The sequence below is a fragment of the Vibrio gallicus genome (genome assembly GCF_024346875.1).
GTDB classification, from domain to species: domain Bacteria; phylum Pseudomonadota; class Gammaproteobacteria; order Enterobacterales; family Vibrionaceae; genus Vibrio; species Vibrio gallicus.
The window spans coordinates 388,747-407,408 of the sequence record NZ_AP024871.1 but is presented as its reverse complement, the minus strand read 5'-3'; the positions used below and the strand labels follow the sequence as shown (position 1 = coordinate 407,408).

19 protein-coding genes are annotated in these 18,662 nt (G+C 44.2%); 5 read left to right on the top strand and 14 right to left on the bottom strand.

The window, feature by feature from the left end:
• Positions 1-20: 20 nt before the first annotated feature.
• The 3 genes from yajC to queA all read right to left on the bottom strand — a co-directional run bounded on the left by yajC (position 21) and on the right by queA (position 2,877).
• On the bottom strand, positions 21-356 hold the full coding sequence (yajC, locus tag OCU28_RS01945; protein WP_261816693.1) for a preprotein translocase subunit YajC: 336 nt from the start codon (positions 354-356) through the stop codon (positions 21-23).
• A 138-nt stretch (positions 357-494) separates the two neighbouring features.
• Positions 495-1,631, bottom strand: coding sequence for a tRNA guanosine(34) transglycosylase Tgt (tgt, locus tag OCU28_RS01940; protein ID WP_261816692.1), 1,137 nt, complete (start codon positions 1,629-1,631; stop codon positions 495-497).
• A 193-nt stretch (positions 1,632-1,824) separates the two neighbouring features.
• Positions 1,825-2,877 carry a tRNA preQ1(34) S-adenosylmethionine ribosyltransferase-isomerase QueA gene (gene queA / locus OCU28_RS01935; protein ID WP_261816691.1) on the bottom strand — a complete coding sequence of 351 codons (1,053 nt, stop codon included), beginning with the start codon at positions 2,875-2,877 and terminating at the stop codon, positions 1,825-1,827.
• Between the two features lie 232 nt (positions 2,878-3,109).
• On the opposite strand from queA, the gene OCU28_RS01930 reads away from it, so the two are divergent.
• On the top strand, positions 3,110-3,553 hold the full coding sequence (locus tag OCU28_RS01930) for a CBS domain-containing protein (protein WP_261816690.1): 444 nt from the start codon (positions 3,110-3,112) through the stop codon (positions 3,551-3,553).
• A gap of 47 nt (positions 3,554-3,600) precedes the next feature.
• On the opposite strand, the gene lysS is transcribed toward OCU28_RS01930, so the two are convergent.
• The 5 genes from lysS to xerD all read right to left on the bottom strand — a co-directional run bounded on the left by lysS (position 3,601) and on the right by xerD (position 9,853).
• Positions 3,601-5,118 carry a lysine--tRNA ligase gene (gene lysS / locus OCU28_RS01925; RefSeq protein ID WP_261816689.1) on the bottom strand — a complete coding sequence of 506 codons (1,518 nt, stop codon included), beginning with the start codon at positions 5,116-5,118 and terminating at the stop codon, positions 3,601-3,603.
• 39 nt (positions 5,119-5,157) lie between these two features.
• Positions 5,158-6,256, bottom strand: a protein-coding gene (gene prfB / locus OCU28_RS01920) for a peptide chain release factor 2 (RefSeq protein WP_261816688.1) whose coding sequence is annotated in 2 segments (ribosomal slippage) — positions 5,158-6,180 and positions 6,182-6,256 — 1,098 coding nt in all. Because the reading frame shifts where the segments join, the coding sequence is not laid out codon by codon here.
• 103 nt (positions 6,257-6,359) lie between these two features.
• The gene (recJ, locus tag OCU28_RS01915) at positions 6,360-8,099 is read right to left on the bottom strand and encodes a single-stranded-DNA-specific exonuclease RecJ (protein WP_261816687.1); all 1,740 of its coding nucleotides are present in this window, start codon (positions 8,097-8,099) and stop codon (positions 6,360-6,362) included.
• A gap of 66 nt (positions 8,100-8,165) precedes the next feature.
• Positions 8,166-8,912 (bottom strand): thioredoxin fold domain-containing protein, encoded by a 747-nt coding sequence (locus OCU28_RS01910; protein ID WP_261816686.1) that lies wholly within the window; start codon positions 8,910-8,912, stop codon positions 8,166-8,168.
• A 23-nt stretch (positions 8,913-8,935) separates the two neighbouring features.
• Positions 8,936-9,853: a site-specific tyrosine recombinase XerD gene (gene xerD, locus OCU28_RS01905; protein ID WP_261816685.1), complete on the bottom strand. Its 918-nt coding sequence runs from the start codon at positions 9,851-9,853 to the stop codon at positions 8,936-8,938.
• A gap of 100 nt (positions 9,854-9,953) precedes the next feature.
• Between xerD and fldB the strand changes: the two genes are divergently transcribed.
• From fldB to srmB, 3 genes are read left to right on the top strand one after another with little or no spacing between them, the layout of a single operon-like run.
• Complete coding sequence (fldB, locus tag OCU28_RS01900; RefSeq protein WP_261816684.1) at positions 9,954-10,472, top strand: flavodoxin FldB; 519 nt, start codon at positions 9,954-9,956, stop codon at positions 10,470-10,472.
• Between the two features lie 15 nt (positions 10,473-10,487).
• Positions 10,488-11,195: a tRNA1(Val) (adenine(37)-N6)-methyltransferase gene (locus OCU28_RS01895; protein WP_261816683.1), complete on the top strand. Its 708-nt coding sequence runs from the start codon at positions 10,488-10,490 to the stop codon at positions 11,193-11,195.
• 46 nt (positions 11,196-11,241) lie between these two features.
• Positions 11,242-12,462, top strand: coding sequence for an ATP-dependent RNA helicase SrmB (gene srmB / locus OCU28_RS01890; RefSeq protein WP_261816682.1), 1,221 nt, complete (start codon positions 11,242-11,244; stop codon positions 12,460-12,462).
• Positions 12,463-12,536: 74 nt separating this feature from the next.
• On the opposite strand, the gene OCU28_RS01885 is transcribed toward srmB, so the two are convergent.
• From OCU28_RS01885 to OCU28_RS01875, 3 genes are all read right to left on the bottom strand, one after another.
• On the bottom strand, positions 12,537-13,109 hold the full coding sequence (locus OCU28_RS01885; RefSeq protein WP_261816681.1) for a GNAT family N-acetyltransferase: 573 nt from the start codon (positions 13,107-13,109) through the stop codon (positions 12,537-12,539).
• On the bottom strand, positions 13,096-13,869 hold the full coding sequence (yaaA, locus tag OCU28_RS01880; protein WP_261816680.1) for a peroxide stress protein YaaA: 774 nt from the start codon (positions 13,867-13,869) through the stop codon (positions 13,096-13,098). Before yaaA ends, OCU28_RS01885 begins: the two co-directional genes overlap by 14 nt.
• Positions 13,870-14,004: 135 nt before the next feature.
• Positions 14,005-15,444, bottom strand: coding sequence for an alanine/glycine:cation symporter family protein (locus OCU28_RS01875; protein ID WP_261816679.1), 1,440 nt, complete (start codon positions 15,442-15,444; stop codon positions 14,005-14,007).
• Positions 15,445-15,905: 461 nt separating this feature from the next.
• Between OCU28_RS01875 and OCU28_RS01870 the strand changes: the two genes are divergently transcribed.
• On the top strand, positions 15,906-16,094 hold the full coding sequence (locus OCU28_RS01870; RefSeq protein ID WP_261816678.1) for a DUF3545 family protein: 189 nt from the start codon (positions 15,906-15,908) through the stop codon (positions 16,092-16,094).
• A gap of 69 nt (positions 16,095-16,163) precedes the next feature.
• Here OCU28_RS01870 and OCU28_RS01865 read toward each other — a convergent pair whose 3' ends face one another.
• From OCU28_RS01865 to nfo, 3 genes are all read right to left on the bottom strand, one after another.
• Positions 16,164-16,703, bottom strand: a complete 540-nt coding sequence (locus OCU28_RS01865; protein WP_261816677.1) for a hemerythrin domain-containing protein — start codon at positions 16,701-16,703, stop codon at positions 16,164-16,166.
• A 94-nt stretch (positions 16,704-16,797) separates the two neighbouring features.
• Positions 16,798-17,529, bottom strand: coding sequence for a uracil-DNA glycosylase (gene ung / locus OCU28_RS01860; RefSeq protein ID WP_261816676.1), 732 nt, complete (start codon positions 17,527-17,529; stop codon positions 16,798-16,800).
• Between the two features lie 186 nt (positions 17,530-17,715).
• Positions 17,716-18,576 carry a deoxyribonuclease IV gene (gene nfo / locus OCU28_RS01855; RefSeq protein WP_261816675.1) on the bottom strand — a complete coding sequence of 287 codons (861 nt, stop codon included), beginning with the start codon at positions 18,574-18,576 and terminating at the stop codon, positions 17,716-17,718.
• Between the last annotated feature and the right edge of the window lie 86 nt (positions 18,577-18,662).

Sequence of the window (18,662 nt, the reverse complement as noted above, 5' to 3'; positions counted from 1 at the left end):
CGAGGATCCTTAAGCTGGTTTTATAGAGATTTCAGTGTACCCTTAGGTAGCACTGCTGTAACGAATTCTTTCTTGATTACAACTTCGTTATTCTGGTTAAGCTCAATTGCAATAAAGTCATTCTCTTCAGAGATTGAAGCAATTTTACCAACGATACCACCACTGGTTAGAATCTCATCACCTTTAGACATAGAAGCAATAAGGTTTTTATGCTCTTTAACGCGTTTTGATTGTGGACGGTAAATCATAAAATAGAAAATTACCGCGAACATACCTAGCATGATCAGCATTTCAAAACCACCACCTTGTGATGCGCCTTCAGCTGCAGCATGAGCTTGAGAGATGAATAAACTCATAACAAAAAGTCCCCTTTTAAAAAAATTATAAATAAAGTTATCGTAATAGATGAGGCTTTCTCCCTATAGTTTCAAGGGGGATAGCCCAAATACTAACAGGGCAAATACAACAAACTGTTGAATTTGCCCTGAAATGGATTATTGCGCGTCACCTTTCATCAAAGGTGGCACTTCACGGTCTCTACGTGCATAGAACTCTTCTACAAACGTCTCGAAACGATCCTCATCGATTGCTAGACGAATACTCTCCATTAAACGTTGATAATAACGAAGGTTATGGATGGTATTCAAACGAGCACCCAAGATCTCGTTACAGCGATCGAGGTGGTTCAGGTACGATTTAGAATAGTTGCGGCAAGTGTAACAGTCACACTCAGGATCTAGTGGAGAAGTGTCGGTTTTATGTTTCGCGTTTCGGATCTTGATCACACCACCGGTCACAAATAGGTGACCATTGCGTGCATTTCGCGTCGGCATAACACAGTCAAACATATCGATACCACGACGAACACCTTCAACGAGGTCTTCAGGTTTACCGACACCCATCAGATAGCGAGGCTTATCAGCTGGTAGTTGTGGGCAAGTATGCTCCAATACTCGGTGCATATCTTCTTTTGGTTCACCAACCGCAAGGCCGCCAACAGCATAGCCATCAAAACCAATATTGGTTAAGCCTTCAACAGAGATATCACGCAGGTCTTCATAAACCCCACCTTGCACAATACCAAACAGTGCATTTGGGTTCTCAAGCTCATCAAAATGGTCACGAGAACGCTGCGCCCAACGTAAAGACATCTCCATCGACTTCTTAGCTTCATCGTGCGTCGCTGGGTAAGGCGTACATTCATCGAAGATCATAACCACATCAGAGCCTAGGTCACGTTGGATCTCCATCGACTTTTCTGCGTCCATAAAGATTTTGTCACCGTTTACTGGGTTGCGAAAGTGCACGCCAGATTCTGTGATCTTACGGATATCTCCAAGACTAAATACCTGAAAGCCACCTGAATCGGTCAAAATTGGGCCCTGCCAATTCATAAAATCATGCAGATCGCCGTGCATCTTCATCACTTCTTGCCCAGGGCGAAGCCAAAGGTGGAATGTATTACCAAGTAGAATTTCAGCGCCAGTGCCTTTCACCTCTTCAGGTGTCATGCCTTTTACTGTGCCGTAGGTACCTACCGGCATGAAAGCAGGGGTTTCAACCGAACCACGGTTGAACTGTAACTGACCTCGGCGAGCAACGCCGTCGGTTTTCTTGAGTTCAAATTTCACGAAGGACTCCAATATGCCAGAGAAACAATCTGACGGTTAGTTTAGGACATATCTCGTAAGATATAGCGCCTTATAAGAGTGTTTGCATTCAGATGCAAAAAGTATCTATCTATAATACTTTCTAGAATTACCTAGCACTCGCCTACTCTAACTAACTACTGCGCCAGTTAGGGGTTGAATTCTAAATTCTCGCTTATAACCCTTTGCGAGTCACAAACATAGCATCGCCATAACTGAAGAAACGATACTTGTTCTGAACCGCATGGGAATAGGCATTCATAACATGATCATAGCCTGCAAACGCACTTACCAGCATAATCAGAGTTGACTCTGGAAGGTGGAAATTAGTTAACAAGCCATCAATAAGTTGAAACTCATAGCCTGGGTAAATAAAAATATCGGTGTCACCAAAAAAGGCCTTTAGTTCAGTGCCATTTTTGACTGCATCTTGAGCGGCACTCTCTAAAGAACGAACCGAGGTTGTTCCAACTGCAATCACACGTCCACCCTTGTGCTTGGTTTCAAGAATGGTATCTACAACCTCTTGGGTAACCTCAACATACTCCGCGTGCATGTGATGCTCTAAGATGTTGTCGACCCGTACAGGCTGAAAGGTACCCGCACCTACATGTAGGGTAACGAATGCAAGCTTAGCGCCCTTAGCTTGGATCTTGGCTAAAATAGCTTCATCAAAATGCAGCCCAGCGGTAGGGGCGGCAACCGCTCCTGGTTTCTCATTGTAAACCGTTTGATAACGCTCTTGGTCTGAATCTTCGTCAGGGCGATCAATGTAAGGAGGCAATGGCATATGCCCTACCTCTTCTAAGATCTTCAACACGGCTTTATCTGAGGTGAATTTAAGCTCAAACAGTGCATCATGGCGAGCTACCATCTCCGCTTGGTATTGATCATCGTCGCCTAAGAATATCTGAGTTCCAGGTTTCGGTGCTTTTGAAGAGCGCACATGGGCCAAAATAGAATGCTCATCTAGCATGCGCTCGACTAGAACCTCGATTTTACCGCCACTAGCCTTACGTCCAAATACACGCGCAGGAATCACGCGAGTATTATTAAATACCAGCAGGTCTCCAGCTTGGATGGAATCAAGGATATCGGTAAACCCCTTGTCTTCAATAAGGCCACTATTGCCATCTAACTTAAGCAAACGGCTCGCGGTACGCTCCTGCATAGGGTAGCGTGCGATCAACTCATCAGGGAGTTCAAAATGAAAATCAGAAACTTGCATGGGGTCTACAATCCTAGGCTAAATTTTTTGCAGGGCGCTAGTATAGATTGCCATCAGGCAAGATCAAGGAAAGTTCGACATTCTACACAACTCCTTGCTAAAGCGATCAGTAAGCACCACTCAAAAAAGTAAAATAAACGTTAAAATTTTGGGCGTTTTTTGGGGTTAAATCAAAGTTTAAAGCGAGACCTAAACCTATAGTTAATAAAGATGGAACTGACAGGAGATTATTATGATAACAATAGCCGAGCTTATGACTCGAACCCCCTACACTCTGCTGCGCTCCAATACCTTAGCAGATGCTAGAAAATTAATGGCAGAGCACGATATTCGGCATGTTCCAGTAGTCGATACCGATGACAAGCTATTGGGGTTAATTACTCAGCGAGATATCTTGGCAGCTCAAGATTCGAGCTTGCAGGTTAACCCAAATAGTGACGCCTACACCCTAGAAACACCACTCAACCTCGCAATGCGTAAAAACGTATTAACTGTCTCTCCACGAGCAGGATTACGAGAAAGCGCACTGGTAATGCAAAAACGAAAAGTTGGGTGTCTACCCGTGGTTTCAAATCATATTTTGGTCGGCATTATTACTGACAGTGATTTTGTGTCGGTAGCAATCAACCTGCTTGAGCTACAACAAGAAGTTGAGCCTGTAGAATCCGATACATAAAAAAACGGCACCCTAATTAAGGTGCCGTTTTTGATTCTAAACTGCAATTACTGCTGTGGACGCATTGCAGGGAATAGGATTACGTCACGGATAGTGTGCGTGTTGGTAAACAGCATTGCCAAGCGGTCAATACCAATACCTTGGCCTGCTGTTGGCGGCAGGCCGTGTTCTAGTGCTGTAATGTAATCAGCATCGTAGTACATAGCTTCATCATCACCGGCATCTTTCGCATCAACCTGTGCTTTAAAGCGAGCATCTTGATCTTCTGCATCATTTAGCTCAGAGAATCCATTTGCTACTTCACGGCCACCAATAAAGAACTCAAAGCGGTCAGTAAAGAACGGGTTGTCATCGCTGCGACGCGCCAATGGAGAGATATCTGCTGGGTAGCCAGTAATAAAGGTAGGCTGAATCAGTTGCGGCTCAGCGGTTTCACCAAAGATCTCTTCAAGCAATTGACCACATGTCCAGAACGTTTCTACGTTAACATGCACTGATTTAGCGATAGCAACCATCTTGTCACGGTCTTGCAGATCAGCCTCAGTTAGGGCTTGAATGTCAGCGTGGTCAGGGTTGTACTGTTTGATCGCTTCAAACATGCTCATGCGCGCGTAAGTGCCACCAAACTCAACAGTTTCATCACCATATGGCATTGAAGTAGAACCCAATACTTCCACCGCTACAGTACTTAGCATCTCTTCAGTAAGATCCATTAGGTCTTTATAATCAGAGTAAGCTTGATAGAACTCCATCATAGTGAATTCTGGGTTGTGGCGCGGAGACAAGCCTTCGTTACGGAAGTTACGGTTGATCTCGAATACGCGATCAAAGCCACCCACAACCAAACGCTTCAGATACAGCTCTGGAGCAACACGCAGGTACATATCGATATCTAGCGCATTGTGATGGGTGATAAACGGACGCGCCGTTGCACCACCAGGAATCACGTGCATCATAGGTGTTTCAACTTCAAGGTAGCCTTTGCCACTCATGAAGCTGCGAATTGCAGATACAAGCTTAGAGCGAACAATAAATGCAGAACGAGAATCTTCGTTCACAATAAGGTCAACGTAGCGCTGACGATAACGCATCTCTTGGTCAGTCAAGCCGTGGAATTTTTCTGGAAGCGGACGAAGTGCTTTAGTTAGCAACTCGTATTCTTCCATATTCACATATAGGTCGCCTTTACCAGATTTATGAAGCGCACCTTTGATGCCTACGATATCACCGATATCTAGACCTTGATATTTCGCTTTCAGGTCTTTCTGAACGTTTTTCGCAGCATAGCCTTGAATACGACCAGAGGTCTCTTGAATCACAAGGAAGGGACCACGTTTAGCCATAATACGGCCCGCAATAGCGACGATGTGGTTAAGCTCTTCTAGCTCTTCTTTGCTCTTTTCACCGAACTGCTTTTGTAGGTCGCCCGCAAGTGCGTCACGACGGAAGTCATTCGGGTGGCCATTTGCGTTACAGTTTTTGCGAATTTCATCTAGTTTCGCACGGCGTTCAGCAATTAGCTTATTTTCTTCTTGAGCGTTGTCATTTTGAACAGCATCAGTCATTTTGATCTATCCTGCTTCGATATAGTGTCGGTGAAAAGCTTACAAACCTGATTTCAGGCTAGCTTCAATAAATTTGTCTAGGTCGCCATCTAGGACGGCTTGGGTGTTGCGATTTTCAATACCAGTACGCAAATCTTTGATACGTGAGTCATCCAGAACGTAAGAACGAATCTGACTACCCCAACCTATATCCGATTTCGCATCTTCATTGGCTTGCTTCTCGGCATTCTGTTTTTGCAACTCATATTCAAACAATTTAGCACGTAGTTGCTTCATCGCTTGATCTTTGTTCTTATGCTGAGAACGATCGTTCTGGCACTGTACAACAATATTCGTTGGCAAGTGAGTAATACGTACCGCTGATTCTGTGGTGTTAACGTGCTGACCACCAGCACCAGATGCACGGTATACATCAATACGTAAATCAGACGGGTTGATATCTATCTGAATATTGTCATCAATCTCTGGATATATGAATGCAGAAGCAAAAGAAGTATGACGACGACCGCCTGAATCAAATGGTGATTTACGAACTAAGCGATGTACGCCCGTTTCTGTGCGTAACCAGCCGTAGGCGTACTCACCAGCAATACGAACCGTTGCTGATTTCAATCCTGCAACCTCGCCCTCTGATACCTCGATAACCTCAGTTTTGAAGCCTTTCGACTCAGCCCAACGCAGGTACATACGCAGTAACATAGAGGTCCAGTCTTGAGCCTCAGTACCACCAGAGCCTGATTGCAAATCGATATAGCAATCAGAACCATCATGGTCACCAGAAAACATACGACGGAACTCTAGCTTCTCTAGCTTCGCTTCTAGTTCTGCTAATTCAGGTTCAATCTCATCGAAGGTTTCTTGGTCTTCTTCTTCCACCGCAAGTTCAAGTAAACCTTCGACGTCTTCGCCGCCTTGGTCAAGTTGATCTATGGTTTCTACAACCGCTTCAAGGGATGCACGTTCTTTACCAAGTGCTTGAGCACGCTCAGGTTCGTTCCATACATCGGGTTGTTCTAGCTCTGCATTTACCTCTTCTAGACGCTCTTTCTTAGCGTCATAGTCAAAGGTACCCCCTCAGGACATTAGTGCGTTCAGACACGTCCTGTAGGCGGTTTTTAATAGGATTGATTTCAAACATCTTCTGCCAGTAATTTGAATAGAAAATAACCGCAGAATTTTACTTAAAAATGTGACCAAGATACAGGAATATTTACTATATCCTTGCCATATAGTGAATTTTATTAGGCACCTTCGATATGCTCTACCATTAATTGCATGCTTTGATTACCACGAAACTCATTGATATCTAAGCGGTATGCAAGGCGAACCTTAGTTGTTGCCGCATCAGGCCAGCGTCTAAGATCTACGTTAAAGGCAATGGCATCCACCATAATATTAGTGGGATGAGAGCGATGCAGGGGTTCAAGCATCAGCTTAAGGTGCTTTTCACCAACTAATTTCTGATGCAATACCTTAAACTCACCATCAAAGATAGGCTCTGGAAATGCTTGCCCCCAAGGACCGCCTTGACGGATTTCTTGTGCGGTATGCATATTAAACTGCTCAGGAGTAAGCTCGCCATCCGATAAGATAATGCCTTTAAGGGCATGGTCATCAAGTTGCGCTCGAACCGCGTCGTCAAATAGCTTAGAGAATATTTCAAAATCTTTTTCTTTAATGGATAAGCCCGCTGCCATTGCATGTCCACCAAACTTCAAGATAAGGCCTGGGTTTTGAACATCAATCAGATCCAGCGTATCACGCATATGCAAGCCTACAATCGAGCGGCAAGAGCCTTTAATCACACCATCACCACCGTCAGCAAATGCAATAACCGGACGATGAAACTTATCTTTGATGCGTGAAGCTAGGATACCAATTACGCCCTGATGCCAGTCTCGCTGAAACATGGCTAGCCCATGAGGCAGATCCTGAGTACTACTAAATTGTAGCCGTTCACACAGCGCCATTGCCTCTTGTTTCATCCCCTCTTCTATCTCTTTTCGAGTCTGATTAAGAGAATCAAGTTCAGATGCCATACGGCGCGCAGCATGAATGTTGGAACACATTAATAACTCGACCCCAAATGACATATCATCCAAGCGACCAGCTGCATTAATACGTGGTCCTAGAGCAAAACCAAAGTCAGAGGCCACTAGGCGGCTCGGGTTGCGCTTTGCTATCTCAATTAAGGCTAAGATGCCAGGTCGCCCTTTTCCAGCGCGTATTCGTTGTAGGCCTTGATGTACTAATATTCGATTATTCTCATCCAATGGCACCACATCGGCTACCGTGCCAAGTGCGACTAAATCGAGCAACTCAGATAGGTTTGGCTCTGGTATACCCCGCTCACTAAAGCTATTTTTTTGCCTTAGCTTGGCTCGCACCGCAGCCATTAGATAAAAGGCAACCCCAACCCCAGCTAATGCCTTAGAAGGAAAATCACATTCATGTAAATTAGGGTTAACCATCGCATCGGCATCGGGGAGCTCATGCCCTGGCAAGTGGTGGTCAGTAACCAGCACCTTAATATTATGTTGCTTGGCGTATTTAACCCCTTCAATCGAAGACACACCGTTGTCGACCGTCATAATAAGCTCTGCGCCCATTGCGATAGCTTGTTGTACAACCTCAGGACTAAGCCCATAGCCGTCTTCAAATCGATTGGGGACTAGATAGTCAACATTGCTGGAGCCTAACATACGCAAAGCTAAAACCGACAGCGCGGAACTGGTTGCGCCATCAGCATCAAAGTCCCCCACCACAATAATACGCACACCCTGCTCAATAGCATCAACGAGCAAATCAGCCGCAGGCTGAATGCCATATAGGCGAGTAGGAGGTAATAACCCCTTTGCCCCTTTATCGAGTTGCTGTACAGACGTCACCCCTCTCGAGGAATAAACACGACGCATTAAAGGAGAGAGTGAATCAGGCAGGTGTGATATATCACAAACAGGACGGCGTTGAATTTCAATCATGATGGCAACAATACGTAGTGGAAAAGAAACAGCGCGGATACATCCGCGCTATAATTTTTGGCAAGATTACGACTTATCTTCTGCTTGAAGGCGCTCAAGCAACGCTTTAGGCGGCAGATAACCACCCACATTAATGCCGTTTGGTGTAAATACTGATGGCGTTCCGGTTACACCGACCGCGCGACCAAGCTTATGTTGTTCAACAATGATTTGTTGGCACTGCTTGAGCTTATCGGCAGGCACTGATGCCGCTTTACCGCGTAGCTTAACATCGTCCATCGCCTGTTTAGGGTCATCACTACACCAAATGCTTGCCATTTGATGACCAATATCACTCGCGGCACCAGCACGCGGGAATGCCATATAACGGATGGTAATTCCTAGGTCATTATATTGTTGCATCTCACTGTGCAGTTTATGACAGTAACCACATGAAATATCAGTAAATACAGTCACTACATACTTTTCATTTTTTGCTTTGTAGATAACCATATCATCTTTATGTTCACTAAATAGCTTGGCAAATTTAGGGCCATTGCGTAGCGCTGCAACATCCTTGAAATTACCTTTATCATCTAAAGAATACAGCTTCCCAGGGATAAAATAGTCCCCTTTTAGTGAAGAATAGAATGTCCCTTGATCGGTAGTAACTTCTACGACACCTGGCATTTCAGACTGCTCAACGTGAAGGATAGTCACTCCGATTTTTTCAAATCGCTGCTTAAGCTGAGCTTGGTCGAAATCTGCTGCACTGGCTTTGAAGACCAGCATAGAGCAGAGCAATAGGCCAAGGGTGCGAGATAAGTACTTCATATATGTTCCTTTATAGAGACCAACTAGGCTCTTGGGTGGTGTTGCTGATGGATCAGCTTTAATCGTTCTTTTGCTACATGAGTATAAATTTGCGTTGTCGATAAGTCACTATGCCCTAGCAACATCTGTACAACCCTGAGATCTGCGCCGTAATTTAATAAGTGCGTAGCAAACGCATGTCGCAATACGTGAGGTGAAAGTGAGTCACTGTCTATATTAGCGATTTGCGCATAATGTTTTATACGGTGCCAAAACGTTTGACGGGTCATTTGACGGGCTCGCTTGCTAGGAAAAACCACATCCGATGAGGTCTCTCCAAGTAACTCTGGGCGACCTACAGTCATAAAACGCTCAATCCAATCAATGGCATTTTCCCCCATAGGTACCAATCGCTCCTTACCCCCTTTACCAATTACCCTAACTACCCCTTGACGCAGGCTTAGGTTCTCAGTGGTCAAACCCACTAACTCGGTAACGCGCAATCCGGTAGCATACAGAAGCTCTAGCATCGCCTTATCTCTAAGCTCAATGGTATCTTGCGGGTTTGGAGCAGCAAGTAGGCTTTCCACCTGTGCTTCACTAATATCTTTTGGTAAGCGCTTGGCCAGTTTGGGGCGAACTAAAAGTGCCGATGGGTCATCTTCGCGCATTCGCTCACGATTGAAATACTGGAAGATACGACGCATTGCTGACAACATGCGGGCCTTACTCGATTGGGCGAAACCCTTTTCTGAGAGCCAGATTTGATAGTCGAGCAATTGTTCATTGGAAACGGTCAATAGATCCGAGTCTATAGACTCTAGCCAAGTAACCAGTTTACTTAGATCTAAACGGTACGATGCCAAAGTATTCTCTGACAGCCCTTTCTCCATCCAAGCCGCATCTAAAAACTGCTCAATAAGCTGCTGATTTGACAAGCTATAACATCCAACCTTGTGCATTAATTGATACCAGTATACCCGATAACGCCACACGCAAACTGCAATAGAAACAAAATAGAGGTAAAATCCTTTTACCTCGACTAAGTAGTATGCAAATAGAATGAAAATAGGACTATTTTACGGCTCAACCACTTGTTATACCGAAATGGTTGCGGAAAAGATTCGTGACATCATAGGCTCTGAGCTAGTTGACCTGCACAACGTAAAGCAAAGCCCATTAAGCTTAATGAGTGACTATGATTTACTGATTTTAGGTATCTCTACTTGGGACTTCGGCGAACTGCAAGAAGATTGGAGTGAGGTATGGGATACGCTAGGTGAAATAAGCATCACAGGAAAGCATGTGGCGTTGTTTGGTCTTGGTGATCAAGAAGGTTACGGTGAATGGTACTTAGATGCTATGGGACTACTGCACCAGCAACTGCAAGCTCATACCCCTCAGTTTATCGGATATTGGCCAATTGACGGCTATGAATTTACAGGCTCAAAGGCCCTAACCCAAGATGGTAAGCAGTTTCTTGGTTTGGCACTAGACGAAGACTCTCAATATGATCTCACCGACGAACGCCTCAACACATGGTGCACACAGATACTCACTCAATACGCCGACTCGTTATAATTTACCGTCGACACTATGAATAAAACTAAGAGTTTTGAATTTAAAGCCTTCACCATACATGGTGGAAACAGCGGTATGCCAGTCAGCACTGATGGCGTACTGCTGGGTGCATGGGCAACAATCGAATACGCCAACACCATCCTAGATATTGGTACAGGAACTGGATTGCTGGCGCTAATGTGTGCCCAAAGAAACCCACATGCCAAGATCAACGCCATCGATATCAATCATGAAGCAATTGTTGCTGCAACCCATAACGTTGAGCTCAGTCCGTGGAATGATCGCATTCAATTGCAGCAAATCGACGTTAGTCAGCTTATAGCTCCAAAAAAATTTGAACATATTATCTGCAATCCACCATATTTTAATTCTGGTGAACAGAGTCGAATACAGCAAAGAGCAATCGCTCGGCATACCGATACACTCAGTCATCAAGCGCTACTTATTGCCGCTGATAAATTGTTATCATCACAAGGAAGAGCAAGCTTCATTCTGCCAACAGTTGAAGGCGAAGCCTTTATAGCTCAAGCAGTTAGCTATAATTGGCATGTATCACGACGCTGTGAAATTCAAACCACAGCGACTAAACCCGTTAGTCGATTACTGTTTGAGTTGTCACGTCAAGAGTGCCAAATAGAGGCTTCTCAACTGCTAATTCATCAACAGCAAGCGTACAGTAAAGCGTTTGTTCGCTTAACCCAAGATTTCTATTTGAAGATGTAGGCTATATACTACACCCTTTAACACCACTCCATTGCGGATCGTAACTGTGATTAGAACCTTTGCTGATTTAGATTTAGACCAAACATTAATTAAAGCCATTGAAGAGGTAGGCTATGAGCGCCCAACTAAGGTGCAAAGTGAAGCTATCCCTCATGCTTTAGACGGCAGAGATATTCTTGCTTCCGCCCCTACAGGAACGGGAAAAACAGCGGCATTCGTACTGCCAGCACTGCAATACCTTTTAGACTTCCCGCGTAAAAAAGGTGGCCCAGCACGCGTACTTATCCTGACCCCTACTCGAGAGCTTGCCCTTCAAATCACCGAGCAAGCTCAGGCGTTGGCGAAAAATACTAGCCTGAATATCTTCACGATTACCGGTGGTGTTACCTACCAAGAGCATGCAGACATTCTCTCAACCACCCAAGATATCGTGGTCGCAACGCCTGGTCGCTTGCTTGAGTATATTGATGCTGAGCGCTTTGATTGCCGCGCAATCGAATGGCTGGTTCTAGATGAAGCGGATCGCATGCTTGATATGGGCTTTGCTCCAGTTGTCGATCGACTTTCAGCTGAGTGTCGCTGGAGAAAACAAACCTTACTATTTTCTGCAACTCTTGAGGGACAAGGTGTTGAAGGCTTCACTACGGATCTTCTAACTAATCCAGCAGAAGTGAACTCAACCCCACCAATTAAAGAGCGCAAGAAAATCACGCAGTGGTATCACCGTGCTGATGATGCTGAGCATAAGCTGGCACTACTTAAAACTATTCTTACCGAGCAAGCAGAACGTACCATAGTATTTCTTAAGACTCGTGAACGTTTAGGCGAATTACGCCAGCAACTCGATAGCGCGCAGATCCCATGCAGCTGGATTCAAGGTGAAATGCCTCAAGACAGACGTAATAATGCAATCCGCCGCTTTAAAGAGGGTGAACTCAACGTATTATTGGCAACGGATGTAGCCGCTCGTGGTATTGATATTCCAGATGTTAGCCACGTTATCAACTATGACCTGCCTCGCACCGCCGATGTCTATTTGCACCGTATTGGCCGTACTGGTCGTGCTGGTAAAAAAGGCTGTGCTATCTCCCTAGTGGAAGCTCATGACCAATCTATGATGGAGCGCGTACAGCGCTACACCAATGAAGCCATTAAAGAGCGTTTCATTAAAGAGCTGCGTCCTAAACACAAAAAACCTGTGTTTAAGAAAAAGAAGAAGAAAGAAGATAACGCCAAGCCTGCTAAGAAAAAAGTTAAGAAGAAATAGGCTGTGCAGATAGTATAGGAGAGCTTAGGCTCTCCTTTTTTATGTCGCAGACTCTGGGGCGCAGATAACCTAACTTAGCGTTGCCAGTCAATATATGTTATCTGATATAAGCAGTGCCAACTTAAAGGGGAATCTGGGGCAAGCTTGGGATGTTGGAATGGTTGCTTAATATCCCGCATACCAACCTTTTGCATTACCCGCTGTGACGGCAAATTGCATAACGCCGTAAAGCTATACACAGCTTCGAGTCTGAGCTCTTCAAAGGCAAATTTAATCACCCGATTGGCCGCTTGTGGCGCTAAACCTTGCCCCCAAAATGCTTTATTAAAACGCCAAGCTATCTCAACAAAGTCATGCTCTAGAATACCCTCTTCAGATTTGCGTGATTGTAAACCGAGCATGCCAACAAACTCACTTGTCGCCTTCAGTTCGACCACCCACATCCCCCATCCTTGCTCAGATATTTCCTCACTTAAGTGGCGAGCAAACTCTACGCTCTGCAGTGGTGATAATGGGTTAGGGAAATAGCGCATCACCTCATGGTCTGCGTTCATCTGTACAAAGCTATCGTAATCTGTTGCTTTCCATGGGCGCAACAAAAGCAGCTCAGTCTCTAGGCTAAAGCGCTCATGGTTACTGCTGTTCACGCTTAAACACCAGCTGCGTTGCGGTTGATTCAGACTCGCAATAATAGTATCCCGCACTGTCGAACTGCTTGAGTGCATCAACTGAATTGATACGATGTTGAATAATATATTTTGCCATCATACCGCGTGCTTTTTTAGCAAAGAAACTAATCACCTTATAGGTGCCATTCTTGCAGTCCTTGAATACAGGGGTAATAACCGTCCCTTGAACCCCTCGCACCTTAACCGATTTAAAGTATTCATTTGACGCTAGGTTGATTAGCAGGTCATCCCCCTGCGCAACTAAATCTTGATTGATCTTATCTGTTATCTGATCCCCCCAGAAATGATACAGGTTACTCCCTTTAGCATTGGCTAAACGAGTACCCATTTCTAGGCGGTAAGGCTGCATAAGGTCTAACGGTTTTAATAAACCATATAAGCCGGAAAGCATTCTAAAATGTGACTGCGCATAATCAAAGTCTTGCTCACTGAATGTTTCTGCTTCTAGCCCTGTGTAGACATCGCCTTTAAAGGCTAAGATAGCTTGACGGGAGTTTTGCAAGGTGAAGGTTTTGGACCACTGCTCAAACCTAGCGGCATTGAGCCCTGCAATCTTATCGCTCACCTTCATCAGTCCAGATATATCGGCTGGTGTTAATTGACGGCATATCTCGATAAGCGCAGAGGCTTGTTGAACAAAGTCTGGCTGAGTATATTGCTGGGTTGCTAACGGCGATTCAAAATCAAGAGTTTTAGCAGGCGAAACGAGTACCAACATTACAGAATTCCTTTGCGAGTTTGAGATGTATCCAAATTGACAAGAAGTATGCAGTCATATGGATACGACTAGGGTATAAAAAAAGCCGTGCTATGTCAGCACGGCTTTTTCAATCAATATCATCGGTGAGACCAATTACTCTTTTTTAGTCGCATCCTTGTTATACCAAATGCCTTCTTCTAACTGCGATTGAAGTTCAGGGTAATCATTGGCATCAAAGGTTGGTAACTTACCGGCTTTTAGTTGCTGGTTATAATCTTTGGCTAACTTAACCACAATACCTGACAGCAATAAGATAGCCACCATATTCACTATTGCCATAAGTCCCATCGAGACATCAGCCATAGCCCATACCACCGGCAATGAAGATACCGCGCCAAACATAACCATGCCCAACACGATAATCCTGAAGATATTCAAGCCTGCTTTGTGGTTGTGCTCCAAGAAAATTAGGTTGGTTTCAGCATACGAGTAGTTTGCGATAATCGAAGTAAATGCAAAGAAGAAGATCGCCACTGCCACAAAAATGCCACCCCAGCTTCCTACTTCGGCACTCAGTGCTCTCTGGGTCAACTCAATACCGGTTATCTCACCACCAGGTACGTACTCTCCAGATACAAGGATAATCGCAACGGTCGCGGTACAGATAACAATAGTATCTGTAAATACACCAAGCATCTGAACATAACCTTGAGATGCTGGATGCGGTGGATAAGGTGTTGCTGATGCTGCGGCGTTTGGCGCAGAACCCATGCCCGCTTCGTTGGAGAATAGTCCACGCTTGATACCATTGATCAATGCTTGAGCAATCGCATAACCCGCTCCACCAGCTGCTGCTTCTTGGAAGCCGAATGCACTCTTAAAGATAAGCGCTAGTACATCAGGCACCTTCTCATAGTTTATAGCCATTACGTAGAAAGCAAGTACAAGATAAGCAAGAGCCATGACCGGAACAACCAACTCAGCCGTACGTGCGATTTTACGGATACCACCAAAAATAACAAACGCAGAAAGCAGAGCAACACCCACACCGACAACCCAAGTGTCGATACCAAAGGCATTATTCATTGCGTTTGCAATGGAGTTTGCTTGTACTGAGTTAAATACCAAGCCAAATGCAATTATAAGGAGAATAGAGAACAACACACCCATCCAGCGCATGCCTAGCCCTTTCTCCATATAGTAAGCAGGACCACCACGATAGTTGCCATCTTCGTCTTTGGTTTTGTATAGCTGCGCCAAGGTACTTTCAGCAAATGAGGTTGCCATACCGAGCATGGCAATCACCCACATCCAGAAGATAGCCCCAGGCCCACCTAAAGTAAGAGCTACCGCAACCCCAGCCATATTACCTGTGCCAACGCGAGCAGCAAGACTGGTACAAAGAGCTTGGAAAGAAGATATACCGGCCTTGTCAGCCTTACGGCTATTTTTTAGAACACTGAACATGTGTCCGAAATGTCGAAACTGAATGAACCCTAAGCGCAAGGTAAAATAGATACCACCACCTACCAACAAGTAGATAAGGATTGATCCCCAAAGAAGATCATTCATTAAATTGATAATGTCTGTCATAGCAAACCCTATTATTTTTATTAGACTTCAAAAAGATGAAGAAACCGTACCGCCCCAATGGATTGATATTCCTTCCATTGAAAATTAGAGCGCATACAAAAACTGAGTCTAAATCCTTTATGAACCACAGTAAGGCTAGGTGTTAGCAACTAGCCAGCAGAGAGATATATTAAGCAAATGATTTCTATGCACTCAATCCGGCGCATCATGCCGTCAACATAGATAAAAAGCAAATTTCACTGGTATCAGCGATTACAAAACAAACGATTCTGTCACCAACAACAGAAATAGCCCCCATTTAGAAACATTTTCTTCACAAAAAAACAATAAATGCGAAATAGTTCATAGATATATTGGGCTTGTTTATGGTTATAATTATGACAGTAATCTAAAGGTTCAAGGAGAAGCTTTAAATTACTGAACAATGTTCAACGCTCGCGTGAAATATAAAGGATGTATTTATGGACAGCTTGCAACTCGATGACATTTATCAAACCCCAGAACCTCGTCGCGCTCGTGGTAGTCGCTCTAAACCAGCAAAGCGTAAGTGGAGAGAAATCGAAGCCATTAAAGACCGTCAGCGCTTACAAAAAGAGCTGATGGATCTCGATATTGGTGCTGAATATGAGTTGGAAGATATAAAACTATAACTCAGTCCACGATGAAAAAAGGATGGCTTTGACCATCCTTTTTTGCCAACGCGTAACTTAAGTCAATTATCAATCTGTTTCTTTGAGCCTTGTCGCAAGTTGTTTATATCGGTCTGCGATTGTATCGCCAAATACAGGATCTTCTTCTTGTGCCCCCCAGTGCTGCTCTAAATACTGCCAATCAGAAGTCGTAAATGTTTGCTTAATCAAAGGGATAATTTGCTGCTCTTCAAGATCAAGGTGTTGTTTTTGGCGACGGATAAAACCCTCTAGTTGATTGGCGAAGACGTCAAATGGTACCACAGCATCATTTAAGATCATCTCCACCACATCGAGGAACTCATGAGTCAATTTAGCAAGGGCTACATGTTCCAACTCTAAATTCTGGATCTGCTGCTGCTCGCCATACTTCTCAATATAATAGTGGTAGATCAGATCTTCTTTAGGGTGGTGAGTTCGTTCAGAGTGATCACAAAGATAGTCTGCAACCTCTTTAACTAATGAATAATTAATTGGCTCTTCTGCTCTTAAGTGAGCCAGCTTTTTATTTAGAATGGCAAGTAAACGCACCATATATCCATGCTCGCGATGGATCCTTTCTAATAACATTTTTATTCCCCTTCCATATCCACTGCTCTAATTTTAAGCAATAATTTAGATTACGTATTGGATAGGTTCAAAAAACTTACTTTTTATATGGACATTAATCTGGATTGGTAGGTATTTGCCAATCTATCTGCGAACGGCCATTTGAGGTGAGGTACTGGTTTGCTAATGAAAAGTGTCGACACCCAAAAAAACCGCGGCGCGCGCTTAAAGGTGATGGATGTGCACAGCTCAAAACCAAGTGCTTAGAATCATCAATTTCCGCCCCTTTTTTCTGAGCATGAGCTCCCCAAAGCATAAACACTAAGCCTTGCTTATGTTCAGACAACAGCTTAATTACCGCTTGAGAAAAGGTTTCCCAACCACATTTGGCGTGGGAGTGTGCAAGCCCTTCTTCTACCGTCAATACCGTATTGAGTAGCAGGACGCCTTGTTCTGCCCAATAGGATAAACAGCCGTGCTCAGGAACACTAAATCCTGCAATATCGCTATCAAGCTCCTTATAGATATTGCGTAAAGAAGGTGGGGTTTTATTACCAGGTAATACAGAAAAGCTCAACCCATGCGCTTGATTAGCCCCATGATATGGGTCTTGACCCAATATAATCACTTTTACATTATCTAATGGCGTACTATCAAACGCAGCAAAGACTTGATCTTGAGGTGGATAAATCTGTTTTCCTGACTCTCTTTGCTGAGCAACAAAGCTTTCAATCTGTGTAAAGTAAGGAAGCTGTTGTTGCTGAGCAATAAATTCTTGCCAATTCATTTTTCGCACCTTGCTTAAATTAATGGCATTAGAATAACTTGTTAAGCACTCCGAATACATTGTTTCTTTGGCGCACGCTGCGGGGTTCTAAAGTGCCCTTGACCACGCTGAATTGGACGAGCTTGCGGAACAACTGAGATTGAATTAAACATGGCACACTCCTTGTTAATGTGACTTCCATCACATTAAGTATTTAAGGAAATGTGCCTAAAGATCAATTAGGATCTTAAATATCCCTCAAAAGTATTAGATAACTTGTTGCTCAAAGGCTCTAAGTGCTTGGATCTCTTGCTCCCATAACTCTGGCTCAATAGTTTCAAGAACAAGAGGAATGTGGTTGAACCTAGGATCTTGAGCAATAAACTTAAAACACTCCCAACCAATTTCGCCAGCCCCTAATGAGTGATGCCTATCGACCTTCCCCCCTAAAGGGATCTTTGAGTCATTGATATGCATAGCTCGCAAATAGTGCATCCCTACTACTCGTTCGAACTCATCAAAAGTCTGCTGACAGGCTTCAAATGTTCTTAGGTCGTATCCCGCAACAAAGGTATGACAGGTATCAATACACACCCCGACTCGGGATTTATCTTCTACCTGCTCAATAATTTCAGCAAGATGCTCAAAGCGCCAACCTAAATTACTTCCTTGGCCTGCGGTATTCTCGATAACGGCTACCACATTGGGAACGGCTTTATGTGCCAAGTTAATTGACTCGGCAATCAAGCTTAGACACTCGCTCTCCGATATTTTCTTAAGGTGGCTCCCTGGGTGGAAGTTAAGCAGAGTTAAGCCCAACAGATTACAACGCTCCATCTCATCAATAAACGCCGCTCGAGATTTTTCTAACTTTTCAGCCTCTGGCGCACCCAGATTTATCAAGTAGGAGTCGTGAGGCAGTATCTGCTCTGATTTAAAACCCAGTGCAGTACAGTTTTTCTTAAAGGAGTCGATACTTTTTTGAGTTAATGGCTTTGCCGCCCATTGCCGTTGATTTTTAGTAAACAAAGCAAATGCATTTGCGCCAATTTCCTTGGCTCGTAATGGAGCATTCTCAACTCCTCCCGCAGCCGAGACATGCGCTCCGAAAAACTTATTTGTTGTCATTGAATTTTCTCATTTTATCTCTATTTGACCCGCATAATCCGTTCTGGAACAGCATCGAATATCATCTAAATGTTGTAAATTTACGA